The sequence below is a fragment of the Evansella cellulosilytica DSM 2522 genome, from assembly GCF_000177235.2.
Lineage (GTDB): Bacteria > Bacillota > Bacilli > Bacillales > Salisediminibacteriaceae > Evansella > Evansella cellulosilytica.
On the sequence record NC_014829.1, the window covers coordinates 2,391,409 to 2,406,940 of the forward strand.

Annotated in this window: 15 protein-coding genes and 1 other RNA gene; 14 read left to right on the forward strand and 2 right to left on the reverse strand. The window is 35.9% G+C overall.

Annotated elements, in window-relative coordinates; all coding sequences use genetic code 11:
- Positions 1-13 precede the first annotated feature (13 nt).
- Together BCELL_RS10930 and BCELL_RS10935 are read left to right on the forward strand one after the other, a co-directional pair.
- On the forward strand, positions 14-2,296 hold the full coding sequence (locus BCELL_RS10930; RefSeq protein WP_013488797.1) for a DEAD/DEAH box helicase: 2,283 nt from the start codon (positions 14-16) through the stop codon (positions 2,294-2,296).
- Positions 2,293-3,555 (forward strand): ribonuclease H-like domain-containing protein, encoded by a 1,263-nt coding sequence (locus tag BCELL_RS10935; RefSeq protein WP_013488798.1) that lies wholly within the window; start codon positions 2,293-2,295, stop codon positions 3,553-3,555. Before BCELL_RS10930 ends, BCELL_RS10935 begins: the two co-directional genes overlap by 4 nt.
- Positions 3,556-3,620: 65 nt before the next feature.
- Here the strand turns inward: BCELL_RS10935 and BCELL_RS10940 are convergent, their stop codons facing one another.
- Entirely contained in the window at positions 3,621-3,941 is a 321-nt protein-coding gene (locus BCELL_RS10940; RefSeq protein WP_013488799.1) for a 2Fe-2S iron-sulfur cluster-binding protein, read from the reverse strand.
- A 639-nt stretch (positions 3,942-4,580) separates the two neighbouring features.
- On the opposite strand from BCELL_RS10940, the gene BCELL_RS22150 reads away from it, so the two are divergent.
- The 8 genes from BCELL_RS22150 (at position 4,581) to moaA (ending at position 9,978) form a co-directional block, all read left to right on the forward strand.
- Positions 4,581-4,814 carry a CotD family spore coat protein gene (locus BCELL_RS22150; RefSeq protein ID WP_013488800.1) on the forward strand — a complete coding sequence of 78 codons (234 nt, stop codon included), beginning with the start codon at positions 4,581-4,583 and terminating at the stop codon, positions 4,812-4,814.
- 90 nt (positions 4,815-4,904) lie between these two features.
- Positions 4,905-5,471 (forward strand): SLOG family protein, encoded by a 567-nt coding sequence (locus tag BCELL_RS10945; protein ID WP_013488801.1) that lies wholly within the window; start codon positions 4,905-4,907, stop codon positions 5,469-5,471.
- A gap of 63 nt (positions 5,472-5,534) precedes the next feature.
- Positions 5,535-5,861, forward strand: a complete 327-nt coding sequence (gene gpsB, locus BCELL_RS10950; protein ID WP_041808884.1) for a cell division regulator GpsB — start codon at positions 5,535-5,537, stop codon at positions 5,859-5,861.
- 30 nt (positions 5,862-5,891) lie between these two features.
- A complete protein-coding gene (locus BCELL_RS10955; RefSeq protein WP_013488803.1) occupies positions 5,892-6,299 on the forward strand; it encodes a reverse transcriptase-like protein in 408 nt (135 codons plus the stop codon).
- Positions 6,300-6,352: 53 nt separating this feature from the next.
- Positions 6,353-6,743, forward strand: an RNA gene (rnpB, locus tag BCELL_RS22155) — RNase P RNA component class B.
- A gap of 190 nt (positions 6,744-6,933) precedes the next feature.
- Positions 6,934-8,070 (forward strand): THUMP domain-containing class I SAM-dependent RNA methyltransferase, encoded by a 1,137-nt coding sequence (locus BCELL_RS10960; RefSeq protein WP_013488804.1) that lies wholly within the window; start codon positions 6,934-6,936, stop codon positions 8,068-8,070.
- Between the two features lie 309 nt (positions 8,071-8,379).
- Complete coding sequence (locus BCELL_RS10965) at positions 8,380-8,622, forward strand: DUF2564 family protein (protein ID WP_013488805.1); 243 nt, start codon at positions 8,380-8,382, stop codon at positions 8,620-8,622.
- Between the two features lie 336 nt (positions 8,623-8,958).
- Complete coding sequence (gene moaA, locus BCELL_RS10970) at positions 8,959-9,978, forward strand: GTP 3',8-cyclase MoaA (protein WP_013488806.1); 1,020 nt, start codon at positions 8,959-8,961, stop codon at positions 9,976-9,978.
- 50 nt (positions 9,979-10,028) lie between these two features.
- Here the strand turns inward: moaA and BCELL_RS10975 are convergent, their stop codons facing one another.
- Positions 10,029-10,331 carry a HesB/YadR/YfhF family protein gene (locus tag BCELL_RS10975; RefSeq protein ID WP_013488807.1) on the reverse strand — a complete coding sequence of 101 codons (303 nt, stop codon included), beginning with the start codon at positions 10,329-10,331 and terminating at the stop codon, positions 10,029-10,031.
- A 145-nt stretch (positions 10,332-10,476) separates the two neighbouring features.
- Between BCELL_RS10975 and BCELL_RS10980 the strand changes: the two genes are divergently transcribed.
- The 4 genes from BCELL_RS10980 (at position 10,477) to parE (ending at position 15,531) form a co-directional block, all read left to right on the forward strand.
- Complete coding sequence (locus BCELL_RS10980) at positions 10,477-11,985, forward strand: carboxypeptidase M32 (protein WP_013488808.1); 1,509 nt, start codon at positions 10,477-10,479, stop codon at positions 11,983-11,985.
- 290 nt (positions 11,986-12,275) lie between these two features.
- Positions 12,276-12,704: a universal stress protein gene (locus tag BCELL_RS10985; RefSeq protein WP_013488809.1), complete on the forward strand. Its 429-nt coding sequence runs from the start codon at positions 12,276-12,278 to the stop codon at positions 12,702-12,704.
- A gap of 29 nt (positions 12,705-12,733) precedes the next feature.
- The gene (locus BCELL_RS10990) at positions 12,734-13,141 is read left to right on the forward strand and encodes a CoA-binding protein (protein ID WP_013488810.1); all 408 of its coding nucleotides are present in this window, start codon (positions 12,734-12,736) and stop codon (positions 13,139-13,141) included.
- Positions 13,142-13,560: 419 nt separating this feature from the next.
- Positions 13,561-15,531, forward strand: coding sequence for a DNA topoisomerase IV subunit B (gene parE, locus BCELL_RS10995; RefSeq protein ID WP_041808887.1), 1,971 nt, complete (start codon positions 13,561-13,563; stop codon positions 15,529-15,531).
- The last annotated feature ends 1 nt before the right edge of the window (position 15,532 follow it).

Here is a 15,532-nt window from a genome sequence, read left to right on the forward strand (position 1 = left end):
GTGAGGGGATAGGATGTTTAGTCATAAATCATTGGCAAATATAATAGAAGAGTTACGTCTTGATAAACATGTCTCTTTTTGGCTAGAAATGGATGAGCAAGCAGCCACGGTTGTACCGTATCCTCAAGCAATGGACGAGAGGATAAAAAAAGCACTGCATAGTCGTGGAATAGAAGGCTTGTATAGTCATCAAGCTAGTGCTTTTGAAAAGGTAATAGAAGGAGAAAATATTGTCGCTGTTACTCCTACAGCTTCAGGAAAGACATTTTGCTATAATTTACCTGTCATTCAAAGACATATTAACCGCCCAGATTCTAGAGCACTTTATATATTTCCAACAAAAGCATTAGCTCAGGATCAAAAAAGTGAGATTAATGAATTCATTGATGATATGGATATGAATATAAATAGTTATACGTATGACGGTGACACGCCAGCAAACATTAGACAAGTCGTTCGAAAAGCAGGGCATATTGTCATCACAAACCCTGATATGCTCCATTCTGCTATACTTCCACACCATACGAAATGGATATCATTATTTGAAAACTTAGAAACAATAGTTATTGATGAACTTCACACATATCGTGGTGTTTTTGGTTCACATGTTGCAAATGTCATAAGAAGATTAAAAAGAATTTGTCGTTATTATGGTAGTAATCCAAGCTTTATTTGTACATCTGCAACGATTGCAAATCCAAAAGAACTCAGTACTGAACTAATCGGTGACAAAGTAACTTTAATCGATAATAACGGCGCACCTCGTGGGAAAAAGCATTTTATATTATATAATCCACCAATTGTTAATAAACAATTGAATATAAGAAAACCATCTACTAAAGTTGTGAATGAACTTGCTGCCACCTTTTTAAAAGAGAGAATACAGACAATCGTCTTTTCAAGAAGTCGAGTTAGCGTTGAGATTATTCTCAGTCACTTACAAGAACTTGTAAAACATGAAATACAACGAAAATCTATACGCGGTTATCGCGGTGGTTATTTACCAAATCAACGAAGAGAAATTGAACGAAGTTTACGCACAGGGGAAACTATTGGCGTAGTCAGTACAAATGCTCTCGAGTTAGGAGTAGACATTGGTCAGCTCCAAGTATGTGTCATGAATGGTTATCCTGGTTCTATTGCATCTAGTTGGCAGCAGGCAGGAAGAGCAGGGAGAAGAATGGATGAATCAATTGTCATCATGGTTGGTAACTCCAATCCTCTAGACCAGTATATATTTCAACACCCTGAATTTTTCTTTAAAGGTTCACCTGAAACAGCTCGCTTAAATAAAGACAATTTAATCATACTAGTGGACCATTTAAAGTGTGCCGCATATGAGCTTCCTTTCGAAAAAGGAGATAGCTTTGATGGTTTGGAGATAGAAGAGATTCTTCACTATTTAGCAGAGGAAAGAGTTTTACATGAGCAGCAAAACAAATGGTATTGGATGAATGATGCCTTTCCAGCACATAACATTAGCTTACGGTCTGCAGCACAAGAAAACGTTGTTATTATTGATCAAACTTATGTAGAAAAACATCGAGTAATAGGAGAGATGGATACGTTTAGTGCGATGACGCTGTTACATGATGAAGCGATTTACCTCCATGAAGGCACGCAGTATCAAGTAGAGTATTTGGATTGGCATGAAAAGAAAGCTTACGTTCGGGAAGTCGATGTTGAATACTTTACAGATGCAAATTTAGCTGTACAACTAAAGGTGTTAGATTTAGACAAAGAAATACAGTTAAATGAAAGTGTACTTCAGTACGGCGATGTGATGGTAACTGCAATGGCAACAATTTTTAAAAAATTAAAACTAGATACGTTTGAAAATATAGGTTCTGGACCGATCCATTTACCAGAGCAGGAGCTTCATACGAATGGCATTGCATTATCTTTCACTTCCCCAGAAGTAAAGAATATGAATGAAGACAAACTTGAACATATGTTAATGGGCCTCGCACATGTACTTCAGCATGTCGCTTGTGTGAGGGTCATGTGTGACAAAAACGATTTGCACGCAGTACCTGAAGTAAAGGCAATCCATTCAGAATTACCTACTGTATTTTTATATGATCGTTATCCTGGAGGAATCGGTTTAAGTGATAGTGTTTTTAAACAAATAGATATGATAATCAACGATGCGGTTCTTTTTATTGCAAATTGCCCTTGCGATGGAGGCTGTCCATCATGTACTGGAATAGCGAACGTTGGGGGGAGTTCATCAAATAAGCAAAACGTTTTAACTATTTTAAGAAATACATTAAGACGAGGAGAGAATTTGAGTTGAACTTAAAATCTAAACTAAATAGACTGAAAGGGCATATGCAGCTTGAAAAAGAATCACAGAGTCAAACAAGTTCTATAAAACAGGTGGAAACACCTAATACTAAAATAAATCAGTTACAAGAGAAATGGTCTAAGCATGGCTTTAATCCCTTTCATTTTGAGGAGCAAACATCATATCAAAAAAAAGTATTATATCGTTGGGAAAAAAACGAATCATTGTCTTACTATGAAGTAGAAGAAATTCATCGAATGTGGAACGAAGCTACATACGATCACCCGTTATCTTGCAAAAGCGTTCCGCTTGAAAATATGTTGTTTTTTGATACTGAAACGACTGGTTTATCAACGGGAGCTGGAAATTCCATTTTTTTAATTGGTTATGCTAGAGTTCTAAAAGAAGGGATCGAAGTGACGCAACACTTGCTACCAGATCCGGCCTCAGAAGTTGCTTTTATGCTTGGATTCTTAAAAGACTTTGAAGAGGACGATATTCTAGTAAGTTACAACGGTAAGGCGTTTGATTGGCCACAAGTAAAATCACGTCATGCTTTTGTCAGAGATCGCGTTCCAAAGCTCCCAAAGTTTGGTCACATCGACCTATTACATGCTGCGAGAAGATTATGGAAGCATGATCTCCCGTCTTGTCGCCTTTCTATCGTGGAGGCAAATAAGTTAGGCGTTGTTCGAAGAAATGATACACCAGGAAGCATGGCTCCATTATTATATTTTGACTATGTACATGATAAAAATCCTGATCATTTAACAGGTATCATCAAGCACCACGATCAAGATGTTCGCTCTCTAGTTCATTTATATGTGGCAATCTGTAATCGCCTATTTCTTAAGCAAGATCAACCAATACGTCCGAAAGAACACGTACAAATAGGACTTTGGTTTGAACAACAAAATTGGGAAGAAAAAGCGATAGCTCATTACAATAAAGCGATAGAACTGCGTGGAAATGGTACGGAAGACGCTCTTTACAACTTAGCACTTCTTCTTAAAAAGCGCCGACAGTATGCTAAAGCAAAGGAGTATTTAAAACAATCGTTATCGATTTCCTCTTCTCCAAAGATAGAATCATTCATTGAACTAGCGAAAATTGCGGAGCACCAAGAAAAAGATTTACATCTAGCAATGACGTATGTCATGCGTGTAAAAGAACAATTAAAACAAATCACGAGGCCTTCTCCGAGAGAGAAAAGAACGATTATAGACGTCGAAAAGCGTTTATTAAGGTTAAAAAGAAAATTAGGTTAAATACAAGAAAAAGGCGTTCCAATTTGTGTGGCAAATGGAACGCGTTTCTCTTTAGCGTCGTATCATTATTCTTCTGGACGTGGACCTACATCCATGTTTGTTGATGACTCAGTCATGATTGGTCTTACTGTAACATCTTCTGTAACATAGACTTGACAAGATAATCTATACGTATCTTCTATTCCTTTCCTTTCAAATGCTTCTTTCTCAATATTTGTTAAAGGTCCGAAATTTCCTTGAAGTACTTCCACTCTACACGTCGTGCATTTCGCTTTTCCTCCACAGCGATGTAGAATATCAATACCGTTGTCTTCTAAAGCTAAAACTAGCTTTTTATCTTCTTCTACAGTAAATGTTTTACTTCCTTGTACCGTTACGTTAGGCATAATAAAAACCTCCTTTTTATTTTTAATTATTTCCTTTCACTTTCTACCTATAAACATTTTATTTCCTAGGGAAGCGCAAAATCGTGGTTTGTTCGAGTTTTTTATATTAAATGGGAGAGGAAACCTGTGTAAAATTGTAGAAAATTGCCGAAGAAAACCTTAATATTATTTTATGAAAAGGCTATGTTAAACTTTGTTGTTGATTTCCGCTTCAGGACGCTCGCTTGCCTCGGGCACCACACCCTGCAGGATCTTCAGCTAATGCTCCCGCAAGCGACTAGCACCTTTCGTGAGCATCAACAATTGTCTATAACAGATCCTATGAAAAAAAGGAAATAAAACACACCTTGTCAATGTGACATAAAGTCACTAAACTAATAGCGATGAAGATTGTTTCTAGGAAAGGGATGAACATTCTATGGTAAAATTATGTTTAGTCTTATTCTTTTTCGTTATAGGTGCTACATTTTGGACTTTTAGTTCCGGAATATTACATTAAAAATGAAATTATTCTCATTTTGATCTAATCAAATGTTTGATTATACATTTTAAACAGAAAATTAGGTACTAATACTAGTACGTTCTGGTCTCCCTAAACATAGTTTGTTATTGAATACAAATTAAAGGAGGAGACTAATAATGTTTTACCCAAGACGTCAAGTGAATTTACCACCTAGATATACACCAACAAGACAAAATGTAAGACAATTTGATACAGACTATGTTGTACCTGTAGTACACCCAAGTCATACTACTAATGTTATGAGACACAACTGGAAATATTTCCACAATTATCCTCATACGGAGTCTACAGTTCACCAAACGACTTGCCAAGAATTCCACTGCCCTCCAACATGTGGATGCAGACGATAGTAAATAGTTTGGCGAATCAGTCAAGAAGGCTGGTTCGCTCCCTCTCCAAAAATTAAACAACTGTTTAAATTTTGGAGAGGGAGTGATTACATGTATCAAGTTTTAGCAATAACAGGTTATAAACCACATGAATTAGGAATCTTTAATGAGAAGCATGCGCACCTTTCTTTTTTAAAGTATGCATTAAAAAAGAAAATGCAACAACTAATTGAAGAATACGATATTGAATGGATTATGACAAGTGGACAGGCCGGTGTTGAACTCTGGGCTGCTGAGGCAGCCATTGAACTAAAAGAAACGTACGATCACTTAAAAATTGCTACGATAGCTCCGTTCCAGAATCAAGAGGAACGTTTAGGTGATGCAACGAAGGAACTATACTTCCACGTTTGGAATAATAGTGATTATAGCGACTTCGTAACAAAACGAACATATGATAACCCTATGCAATTACGTCTGAAGAATCAGTTTATTGTCGAAAAGAGTCATGCACTTCTCGTCCTTTTTGATGAATATACTGAGGGTACTCCTACATATTATTTAACAAATGCGAAAAAGAAGGCAGAGACTAATGATTATCCTATCTTTTTCTTGACTCCGGATGAAATCGAAGATGTAACACGTGAATTACAGGACGAGGACAATAGTTGGAATTGACAACAGCGCAGCTTTTTGAAAAAATAAAGAAGTAAAGATGGAGGAGTAGAGGTGAGTATAAAGGTGGTTCAAAAACGAATTTCTCGGTTAACCCAAAAAGATATACTTGAAAAGGACTTTAAAACAGGTTTAAGAGGTTATAGTCAAGAAGAGGTCGATCAATTTTTAGATGTCATTATTAAAGACTATGATGCATTTGAGAATCGCGTTGATTGGTTGGAGAAGGAAGTGGAACGATTAAAGAAAGAGGCGGTAACGTTAAGTGAGCATACGAAGCGTCAACCGCAACAAACTCAACAACAAACACAATCTGGTAATACGAATTATGATATTTTAAGAAGGTTATCAAATCTTGAAAAGCATGTATTCGGCAGTAAACTTTATGAGTAATCATCACAGTGTTTAAAGGAACGATGAAAATTGATTGAAGTGTACATTGATGGAGGGAGCGCTGGAAATCCTGGTCCTTCCGGTGCAGGCGTTTTTATTAATAATAATGGACAACTCATTCGTAAAGCTTTCCCGTTACATGTGATGTCAAACCATGAAGCGGAATTTCAAGCTATTATTAAAGCATTAACTTTATGTAAAGAGTTAGGATTTCGGGTTATTTCCATTAGAACTGATTCGCAAGTTTTAGAAAATGCGTTAGAAAAGAAATATGTAAAAAGTGAAAAATTTCGCTTTTTATTAGATGAAGCGCTTAAACAAATGGATCATGACTTTGACCATGTATTCGTTAAATGGATACCGAGTAAACAAAATAAGGAAGCAGATCAATTAGCGAAAAAAGCGATTTTAATGGCAAAGGAAAAATTTAGTCATTGATTCATACGTTATATTTCTGTTAAAATAATATTTGTCGCTCAAGACAACCATTTATGTTTGAGTAATCGCTGCATCTTTGATGTAGAGGAAAGTCCATGCTCGCACAATCTGAGATGATTGTAGTGTTCGTGCCTAGCGAAGTCATAAGCTAGGGTAGTTTGGTTACGACTGGACTAACGGCAGGGAACACACCTAAGTTTACAATTGTAAATATGGTGTAAATACCTTGAAAGTGCCACAGTGACGGAGTCTTTATAGAAATATAAAGAGTGGAACGGGGTAAACCCCACGAGCGAGAAACCCAAAATTAGGTAGGGGCATCCTTAGGAAGGAATTGAACGGACTAAGGAACAAGCAATATGCTTGTAGACAGATGATTACTGCCTTTTGTATGAGGGCTGACACCCGTTTGTAGTACGAAGGTACAGAACATGGCTTACAAAACATAAATGGCGTCCATGATAAAGCAGGCTAACTCTACGATTGATCGTAGAGTTTTTTTTACTTTTCAGCAGCATTTCTTACCTGCTTTGTTTTATCGTTCTTATAATAGGTAAAGCTAATGAATGATATTTTCTTGAAAGTATACTGTAGGCAAGGTATAGTATAAATGGTTTAGAAAGGGGGCATTGTAATGGATTCCATTACATTAATCGCAACAGCTGCTATGGGATTGGAAGCTATTGTAGCTGATGAAGTACGGGCATTAGGTTATACAGATGTAAAAGTAGAAAATGGCAAAGTCATTTTTGAAGCGGATCCATCTGGTATCGCACGTGCTAATCTTTGGCTAAGAACAGCTGATCGAGTAAAACTGTTAGTAGGCGAATTTAAAGCGACAAGCTTTGAAGAATTATTTGAACAAACTAAAGCTTTACCATGGTCAGAATATGTTTCTAAAGATGCTGAATTTCCAGTTATAGGGAAGTCCGTGAAATCAACTTTATATAGTGTTCCAGATTGTCAGGCAATTGTGAAAAAGGCCGTAGTAGAAAGCTTAAAGCAAAGTCACCATATTGAATGGTTCGAGGAAAAAGGACCTTTACAACGTATTGAAGTAGCAATTTTAAAGGATATTGTCACTTTGACGATCGATACGAGTGGTACAGGGCTACATAAACGTGGATACCGATATTTACATAATGAAGCACCGTTGAAAGAAACGTTAGCAGCAGCGATGATCAAATTAACGAATTGGCATCCAGATCGTCCTTTTGTTGATCCATTTTGTGGTTCAGGTACATTACCAATCGAAGCTGCTATGATAGGGCAGAACATTGCCCCTGGGATTAACCGGGAATTTGCATATGAAAAATGGGCTTGGTTTAAACCGCAATGGCATGATCTTGCTTTGCAAGAAGCGGAGGACTTAGCTAAATATGATCAGCCTTTAACGATATTAGGTACGGATATTGATCACAAAATGATTGAGCTTGCATCAAACAATGCCACGGAAGCTGGTTTTCCTGACCAAATCAAATTCAAGCAGATGCAAGCGAAAGATTTTACAACAAAGAAGGAATATGGAGTAATAGTAGGAAATCCTCCTTACGGGGAGAGGATGAATGAAAAGAAATATGTTGAAAACTTATATCGCGATTTAGGTGAAACATATCGTCCATTAGAAACATGGTCGGTATACATGATCACTTCTTATGAAGATTTTGAAAAAGCTTATGGTAAGAAAGCTACAAAAAAGAGAAAATTATATAATGGGAATATTCGTACTGATTTTTATCAGTTTTGGGGAAAACGTCCACCACGTAAGTAGGTTGTCTTCAAGTAGAGAAATTTGGACAAGCAATACGATAAGATATAGGGAACTTACTTTTAATGGGAATACAATTGACTACGTTCGGTCCGCACATCGCTTAGAGGTAATTCAAAAGGAAAAAACAAGGGCACTGAAAAAGTGAGAGAAACACCACTTTTTCAGTGCCCTTGAAAAATCATCTTTTTCAGTTAACCTCTTTTTTTCATGCATTGTTTTCGTATTTAAATGAAATAATAATGAACACACCGTTTTATGTAATGGTGATGAAAAAACTCTCTAAACAAGTATGAGAAAGGCGGATGAACAATGTCTAAGCCATTTGATGAGATTCACCAAGTTGAAATGGCAATCAAAGCTGCACAAAGAACTGTTGGTAATGCAACAATGAATATGGATCCAGATCAGTTAGAAACTGCGACGAAAGCAATAGAAGCTGCTAAAGATCAATTAAATTCAGCATACAAGCACGAAATGTCAAAAGAGTTTATTGATTATTCTTCAGGACTCATTCAAAAGCTTGAGCATCAAGTGGAGGAAGCTAAAGACTAAAATAATGGAACCCCCACACTCCCTATATATTTGTTCAGTGGATTGCTTAAAGGTTGACTCAAAAGGTGAAAATCACCAGTGAGTCAATCTCTTTTTTATTCGAATAATATTCCTATACTTAAAATTTGATTATTTAAAAACCCATCTCATTATGTGAAATGCGTCTATTTCAATCGTTTCGTATAGGTTGAAGCATCACTGTAGTCAAGCAATATTTCTATAGTTAATAATCAAAACAATACTATAAATGTAATAATTCTATGAAACTTATCCTTAATCACTTGTTTACGTAAAAACATTCAACGTATAATAAGTGTAATTGAGGGGTGGATATGAATGAGTATAAAGATAACAGATAAATTAGGGAGACCACTTCGGGATTTACGATTATCAGTGACCGATCGCTGTAACTTTAGATGTAGATATTGTATGCCACCTGAAATATTTGATAAAAATTTTCAATTCCTACCAAAAAATGAAGTGTTGACGCTTGAGGAAATGGCATATATAACGAAGCTATTTGTAAAGGCTGCTAGTATTAAAAAGGTGAGAATTACTGGTGGTGAGCCATTAATGAGACAAAATGTTTCTCATCTAATAGCGTTAATACGTGAAATAGAAGCGATTGAGGATATTGCAATGACGACCAACGGTTCATTACTTCCAAAATATGCCAAGGAGTTGAAGGAAAACGGCCTTGATAGAGTTACAATAAGCCTTGACTGTTTAGACGATGAAAAATTCCGCTATATAAATGGACGTGACATAAGTGTAAACACAGTATTAGAAGGGATCAAAGCTGCAAAAAAGGCTGGTTTACATGTTAAAATCAATATGGTTGTTAAACGTGGAATGAATGATAAGGATATATTACCAATGGCACATTATTTTAAAGAGACTGGAATTGTTCTCCGCTTTATTGAATATATGGATGTCGGAAATTCTAACGGGTGGAAGTTAGATCACGTTGTGAGTAAAAAAGAAATTCTGTCTATTATCAATGAGGAATTACCACTTGAGGAAGTAGAGCCTCATTATGATGGTGAAGTGGCGACACGTTATAAATATAAAGATAATGAAAATGAGATAGGGATAATATCTTCTGTAACAGATACATTTTGTTCTACCTGTTCACGAATTCGATTATCAGCCGAAGGGAAGCTAGTAACTTGTTTATTTTCTAATTCTGGTCATGATATTCGAGATATGTTACGAAGTGGGGCCTCTGACAATGATTTAATAAATAGAATTGTAAATATTTGGAATGCGCGCGATGACAAATATTCAGAAGAAAGGCTGTACAATACAGATAAGCAAAAGATAAAAAAAATCGAGATGTCACATATAGGTGGTTAAAATAAAACGGAGTCATCGAGGAGGGGATTCCCTCTCATGCTCCGTTTTTACTATTTAGGATTTGTAACATTATCAATTTTTTCATTAGTAAAGATCATTTCATCAAAATCATCATCATAGTCAATTTTCATTCCATCAAAATACCACCTTTCATCAGTATGTATACAAAAGTAAACATTATTAAATAGTAGCGTTTCGAAATCAAGATCAGGTTTACCTCGTTTCATACCAACAGAAAAACCTCCTGAACCAATCCCACCAACACGTACGAATAATGTCACATAAGCACCATCTTCAAGTTTCATCTCATTTTTATAAAAGTTAACTGCTTTATCGGTTATGTAAATATCCATTATCTTCAACCTCCACTTTAATAATTTAAATACATGTAAATAATCGTTTATTTAGCTTTTTTTCAAAAGGTTATAACTTTTCATAAAGAGCATGTATAATAATGGTGTATTTTATTATCATTACATATTTGAAAGGGGATTATCAATGAGTAAAGATGTAGAACAACAATTCCGCGAACTAATAAAAAAGATCTCAAACTATAATGAGGCAATTGGCGTTTTAGCATGGGATTTAAGAACGGGAGCACCAAAAAAAGGCGTCGACCAACGTTCAGAGGTACTTGGTACACTTTCTTCAGAAGTATTCCGGTTAAGTACATCTCAGGAAATGAAGCAATACATTAAAGAGTTAAGAGCAGAAACGGTTTGGGGTAGCTTAGACGATGTGACACAAGGTGCTGTGCTGGAATGTGAAAAGGACTTATTGAAGCTAGAAAAAATTCCAGAAAAGGAATATAGCGAGTATGTCATTTTAACTGCAAAAGCTGAATCGATATGGGCTGAAGCGAAGGATGCAGCAGACTTCACTTTATTTCAACCATATTTAGAAAAAATTGTGGAATTTAACCGTAAGTACGTAGAATGGGTAGGTTATGAAACGAACAAATATAATACTTTATTAGATGATTACGAACCAGGTTTAACTGTTGATATTATAGATGATGTTTTTGGTCAGCTTAAAGATGAAATTGTGCCCCTTTTAAAAGAAGTGACATCCTCTTCATACCAACCAAAAACCGATTTTTTATTTGAACATTTTCCAAAAGAAAATCAGGAGAAGCTAAGTATAGATATATTAAAAAGTATGCAATATGACTTTGAAGCAGGACGTTTAGATACTACTGTACACCCATTTGCAATAGGCTTAAATCCTGGTGACGTACGTGTAACAACTAAGTATGACGAAAAAGATTTCAGAACAGCAGTTTTTGGGACAATACACGAAGGTGGCCATGCACTTTATGAGCAAAATATTGATAAAAAGTATGTCGGAACACCTCTTTGTACTGGAACGTCGATGGGAATTCATGAATCACAATCACTTTTCTGGGAAAATTTTGTAGGAAGAAATAAAGCCTTCTGGGAAAAACATTACGATAAACTAAAAAGCTTTTCTTCAGGCCAATTTGATCGCGTCACACTTGAGGAGTTTTATGATGGTATTAACGTAGCTGGACCTTCTTTCATAAGAATTGAAGCAGATGAAATGACTTACTCTTTACATATCATCTTACGCTATGAGTTAGAAAAAGCACTAATTAATGGGGAATTAGAAGTAAAAGACTTACCGAAAGCATGGAATGATAAGATGGAAGAGCTTTTAGGGATACGTCCGTCAAACGATGCTGAAGGTGTACTTCAAGACGTACATTGGTCAGGCGGCTCTTTCGGCTATTTTCCATCATATGCATTAGGATATGTGTATGCAGCACAATTAAAGTCAGCGATGGACAAAGATATTCCTCATTTCGAGCAACTATTAAGTGAAGGGAACTTGACTCCGATCAAAGAATGGCTCACAGAAAAAGTACACAAACACGGTAAAAGTAAAAAACCTTTGCAAATATTAAAAGACGTGACAAGTGAAGGTGTAAATGCAAAGCATTTAATACAGTACTTAAAAACAAAATATCATTCGGTATATAAACTATAAAATTTCAAGAGATCGACGATTTTTTTCATCGATCTCTTTTTCTACGTTTCGATCAAGTTATAATGACTTTTAGTTGTATTATTTCAACACCGTTATTAAAATAAAATTAATTTCGATAATAACAAAGAAAATCGTTCACAATTTATACACCGTTCTCAAACTAAAATATACAAAAAAACAGTTTATTAAAGGAAGCAAACAGATATATATAGAATATTAATAAGGAGAGAGGCTTTAAAATTATTCAGTCACTTCCTGGTTCATTATTTATTATGTGAGGGGGAAATCACATGTTTAAAAATATTTTGTTAGCTGCCGATGGTTCGGTACATTCTAAGCGGGCTGCTAGTAAAGCAATTTATTTAGCACAAAATGTAAGCGGTTCAAAAATAACACTTATTAATGTATTAGATGACTTACGCAATAGAAAAGATATATTACATGAGACGATGGAAATAGAATATGATACATCTACATCTATTCAGAAAGAGCAAACGAAAGAAATTGAAGAAACAATTAAGGAAGCTGGTGTATCACTCGAAGTAAAGCATGTTATAGGAGAGCCCGGACCTACAATTGTGGAAGAGGCGAATGAAGGGGAGTATGATATCGTTATTATAGGCAGCAGAGGACTAAATCCATTCCAGAGAATGGTTTTAGGAAGTGTTAGTCATAAAGTATCAAAAAGAGTAAAATGTCCCGTATTAATAATTAAGTAGTAACGAATGCATTAATAGGAGGAGTAGCTATGAAAAACCCAAGTCGAGAGGAAATTAAAACAATACTTGATGAAGCAACAACGATTGCAGTAGTAGGATTATCTGACAATGAAATGCGGACATCACATCAAATTGCTTTTGCGTTGTTACAATCAGGGTATGACATTATCCCAGTTAACCCAACAATTAAAGAAGTTTTTGGTATAAAAGCACTTAATTTTTTAAAGGAATTAGATAGGCCAGTTGATATTATCAATGTTTTTAGGAGAGAAGAGTTCCTTCCTGAAATTGCAGAGGAAGCTTCACATGTCGATGCTAAAGTATTTTGGTGTCAACAAGGTTTAGTGAGTGAGGAAGCTTATAAAATAGCTCAAAATGCAGGGATGAAGGTAATCATGGATCGGTGTATAAAAGTTGAACACGCTTTGACACGTTAGCGAAGTTTTGGCTATGAGATCAATCTTCGTATTTCCGTTTATAATGGGCTTTTGAAGTTAAGAGTATAAAAAGACTTAAAACTAGCTTCACAATGGCTAGTTTTAAGTCTTTTTATTGTATATAATGGCTATTTGGATCACTAAAATAGATCAAAAATGACTAACCGATCATACTCTAAATATTAATCATTATTGACCTCTATTTTTGTAAATTTTACTGTCATTATTTTCGATGAAATAAAATGATAAATTGACAAATACAACTACTATTCTTTATTGTTAGGAGTATTAAGGGAACATTATTGGAATAAAAGTGTCACCATATTCCTTTTTATAGTTCAATTTTTATTTATTATTTGGTATGTTATATAGTATCTGTTTGTTAGCTCGGATCGAGAAAGGGGAAGAAATCATTGTCAATGAAGCAGCCATATGAATACAATGATGATTCAATACAAGTATTAGAAGGATTAGAAGCAGTAAGAAAACGTCCTGGTATGTATATAGGAAGTACAGATCATCGTGGATTACATCATCTTGTTTTTGAAATTGTAGATAATTCAGTCGACGAAGCACTTGCTGGTTATGGTGATGAAATCACTGTTACAATACATAAAGACGAAAGTATAAGTGTAAAAGATAATGGTCGTGGGTATCCAACTGGCATGCATAGTACGGGTAAACCTACTCCAGAAGTTATTTTAACCGTTTTGCACGCTGGAGGTAAATTTGGTCAAGGCGGATATAAAACGAGTGGTGGATTACATGGTGTAGGGGCATCAGTCGTAAATGCTTTGTCTGAATGGTTAGAAGTAACTATCCATCGTGACGGTAAAATTTATCAACAACGTTTTGAAGATGGAGGCAAGCCAGTAACGACTCTTGAAGTTATCGGATCTACTAAGAAAACCGGTACAACAGTTCACTTTAAGCCCGACCCATCCATTTTTAGTACAACAACATATCAATACGATACGTTAGCTGAACGATTAAGAGAAGCCGCATTTTTATTAAAAGGGTTAAAAATTGAGCTCGTTGATGCAAGACCTAATAAAGATAACGATAAGGAAGTATTCCAATACGATACTGGTCTCGAGGCTTTCGTTGAATATTTAAATGAAGAAAAGGAAGTATTACATCCGGTCGTGTCCTTTCAAGGAACTCAGGATGATATCGAAGTTGATTTCGCTTTTCAGTATAACGATGCCTTTACAGAAAACATGCTATCCTTCGTTAACAACGTGAGAACAAAAGATGGTGGTACACATGAACTCGGTGCTAAAACAGCTGTTACACGAATCATTAATGAACATGGACGTAAACTTCAGCTATTAAAGGAGCGAGATAAGAATTTAGACGGAAACGATATTCGAGAAGGTTTTACAGCAATTGTTTCTGTTAGAGTACCAGAGGATAAGCTCCAATTTGAAGGACAGACAAAAGGGAAGCTAGGAACACCAGTGGCCCGTTCTGCCGTAGATAGCATCGTTTCAGAAAAGCTCAGCTTTTTTCTAGAAGAAAATCCTGATTTAAGCAACCGTTTAATCAAAAAGGCGGTTAAAGCAGCACAAGCACGAGAAGCTGCAAGGAAAGCACGAGAAGATGCAAGAAGTGGGAAAAAAAATAAACGTAAAGATGCCATGTTAAGCGGGAAATTAACACCGGCTCAATCGAAAAATCCAAAGCGGAATGAATTGTATTTAGTTGAGGGTGATTCGGCGGGTGGTTCTGCTAAACAAGGAAGAGACCGAAAATTCCAAGCAGTGCTTCCTCTTCGTGGTAAAGTAATTAATACAGAGAAAGCTAAGCTTGCTGACATCATGAAAAATGAAGAAATACGTACAATTATTTACGCTATTGGTGGCGATGTCGGTGCTGATTTTCAGCTTGAAGATATCAACTACGATAAAGTTATTATCATGACCGATGCAGATACAGACGGTGCACATATCCAAGTACTTTTATTAACATTCTTTTATCGTTATATGCGACCGCTCGTAGAAGCTGGCCGAGTGTATATCGCTTTACCGCCTCTATACAAGGTGAGTAAGGGGTCTGGAAAAAAAGAAAAAATAGAATATGCTTGGGATGAAGATGGTTTACAAGAAGCGATTCAAAAAATTGGTAAAGGTTATACAATTCAACGATATAAAGGACTCGGTGAGATGGATGCTACCCAGCTTTGGGAAACTACGATGGATCCAGAAACTCGTACACTTGTTAGAGTGAAGATAGATGATATAACCCGTGCAGAACGTCGTGTTGCTACGCTAATGGGAGATAAAGTAGAGCCACGCCGTAAATGGATAGAAAGAAACGTACAATTTGGACTAAACGAAGAAACAAATATACTAGAAAACGAAAATTTGTTAGTTACAGAGGAGGAGTAAT

Excerpts from the sequence above, each read along its gene's own strand:
- BCELL_RS10930 (WP_013488797.1), top strand. The coding sequence starts at position 14 with ATGTTTAGTCATAAATCATTGGCAAATATAATAGAAGAGTTACGTCTT.
- BCELL_RS10940 (WP_013488799.1), bottom strand. The coding sequence starts at position 3,941 with ATGCCTAACGTAACGGTACAAGGAAGTAAAACATTTACTGTAGAAGAA.
- BCELL_RS22150 (WP_013488800.1), top strand. The coding sequence starts at position 4,581 with ATGTTTTACCCAAGACGTCAAGTGAATTTACCACCTAGATATACACCA.
- BCELL_RS10945 (WP_013488801.1), top strand. The coding sequence starts at position 4,905 with ATGTATCAAGTTTTAGCAATAACAGGTTATAAACCACATGAATTAGGA.
- BCELL_RS10960 (WP_013488804.1), top strand. The coding sequence starts at position 6,934 with ATGGATTCCATTACATTAATCGCAACAGCTGCTATGGGATTGGAAGCT.
- BCELL_RS10965 (WP_013488805.1), top strand. The coding sequence starts at position 8,380 with ATGTCTAAGCCATTTGATGAGATTCACCAAGTTGAAATGGCAATCAAA.
- moaA (WP_013488806.1), top strand. The coding sequence starts at position 8,959 with ATGAGTATAAAGATAACAGATAAATTAGGGAGACCACTTCGGGATTTA.
- BCELL_RS10975 (WP_013488807.1), bottom strand. The coding sequence starts at position 10,331 with ATGGATATTTACATAACCGATAAAGCAGTTAACTTTTATAAAAATGAG.
- BCELL_RS10980 (WP_013488808.1), top strand. The coding sequence starts at position 10,477 with ATGAGTAAAGATGTAGAACAACAATTCCGCGAACTAATAAAAAAGATC.
- BCELL_RS10985 (WP_013488809.1), top strand. The coding sequence starts at position 12,276 with ATGTTTAAAAATATTTTGTTAGCTGCCGATGGTTCGGTACATTCTAAG.
- BCELL_RS10990 (WP_013488810.1), top strand. The coding sequence starts at position 12,734 with ATGAAAAACCCAAGTCGAGAGGAAATTAAAACAATACTTGATGAAGCA.
- parE (WP_041808887.1), top strand. The coding sequence starts at position 13,561 with ATGAAGCAGCCATATGAATACAATGATGATTCAATACAAGTATTAGAA.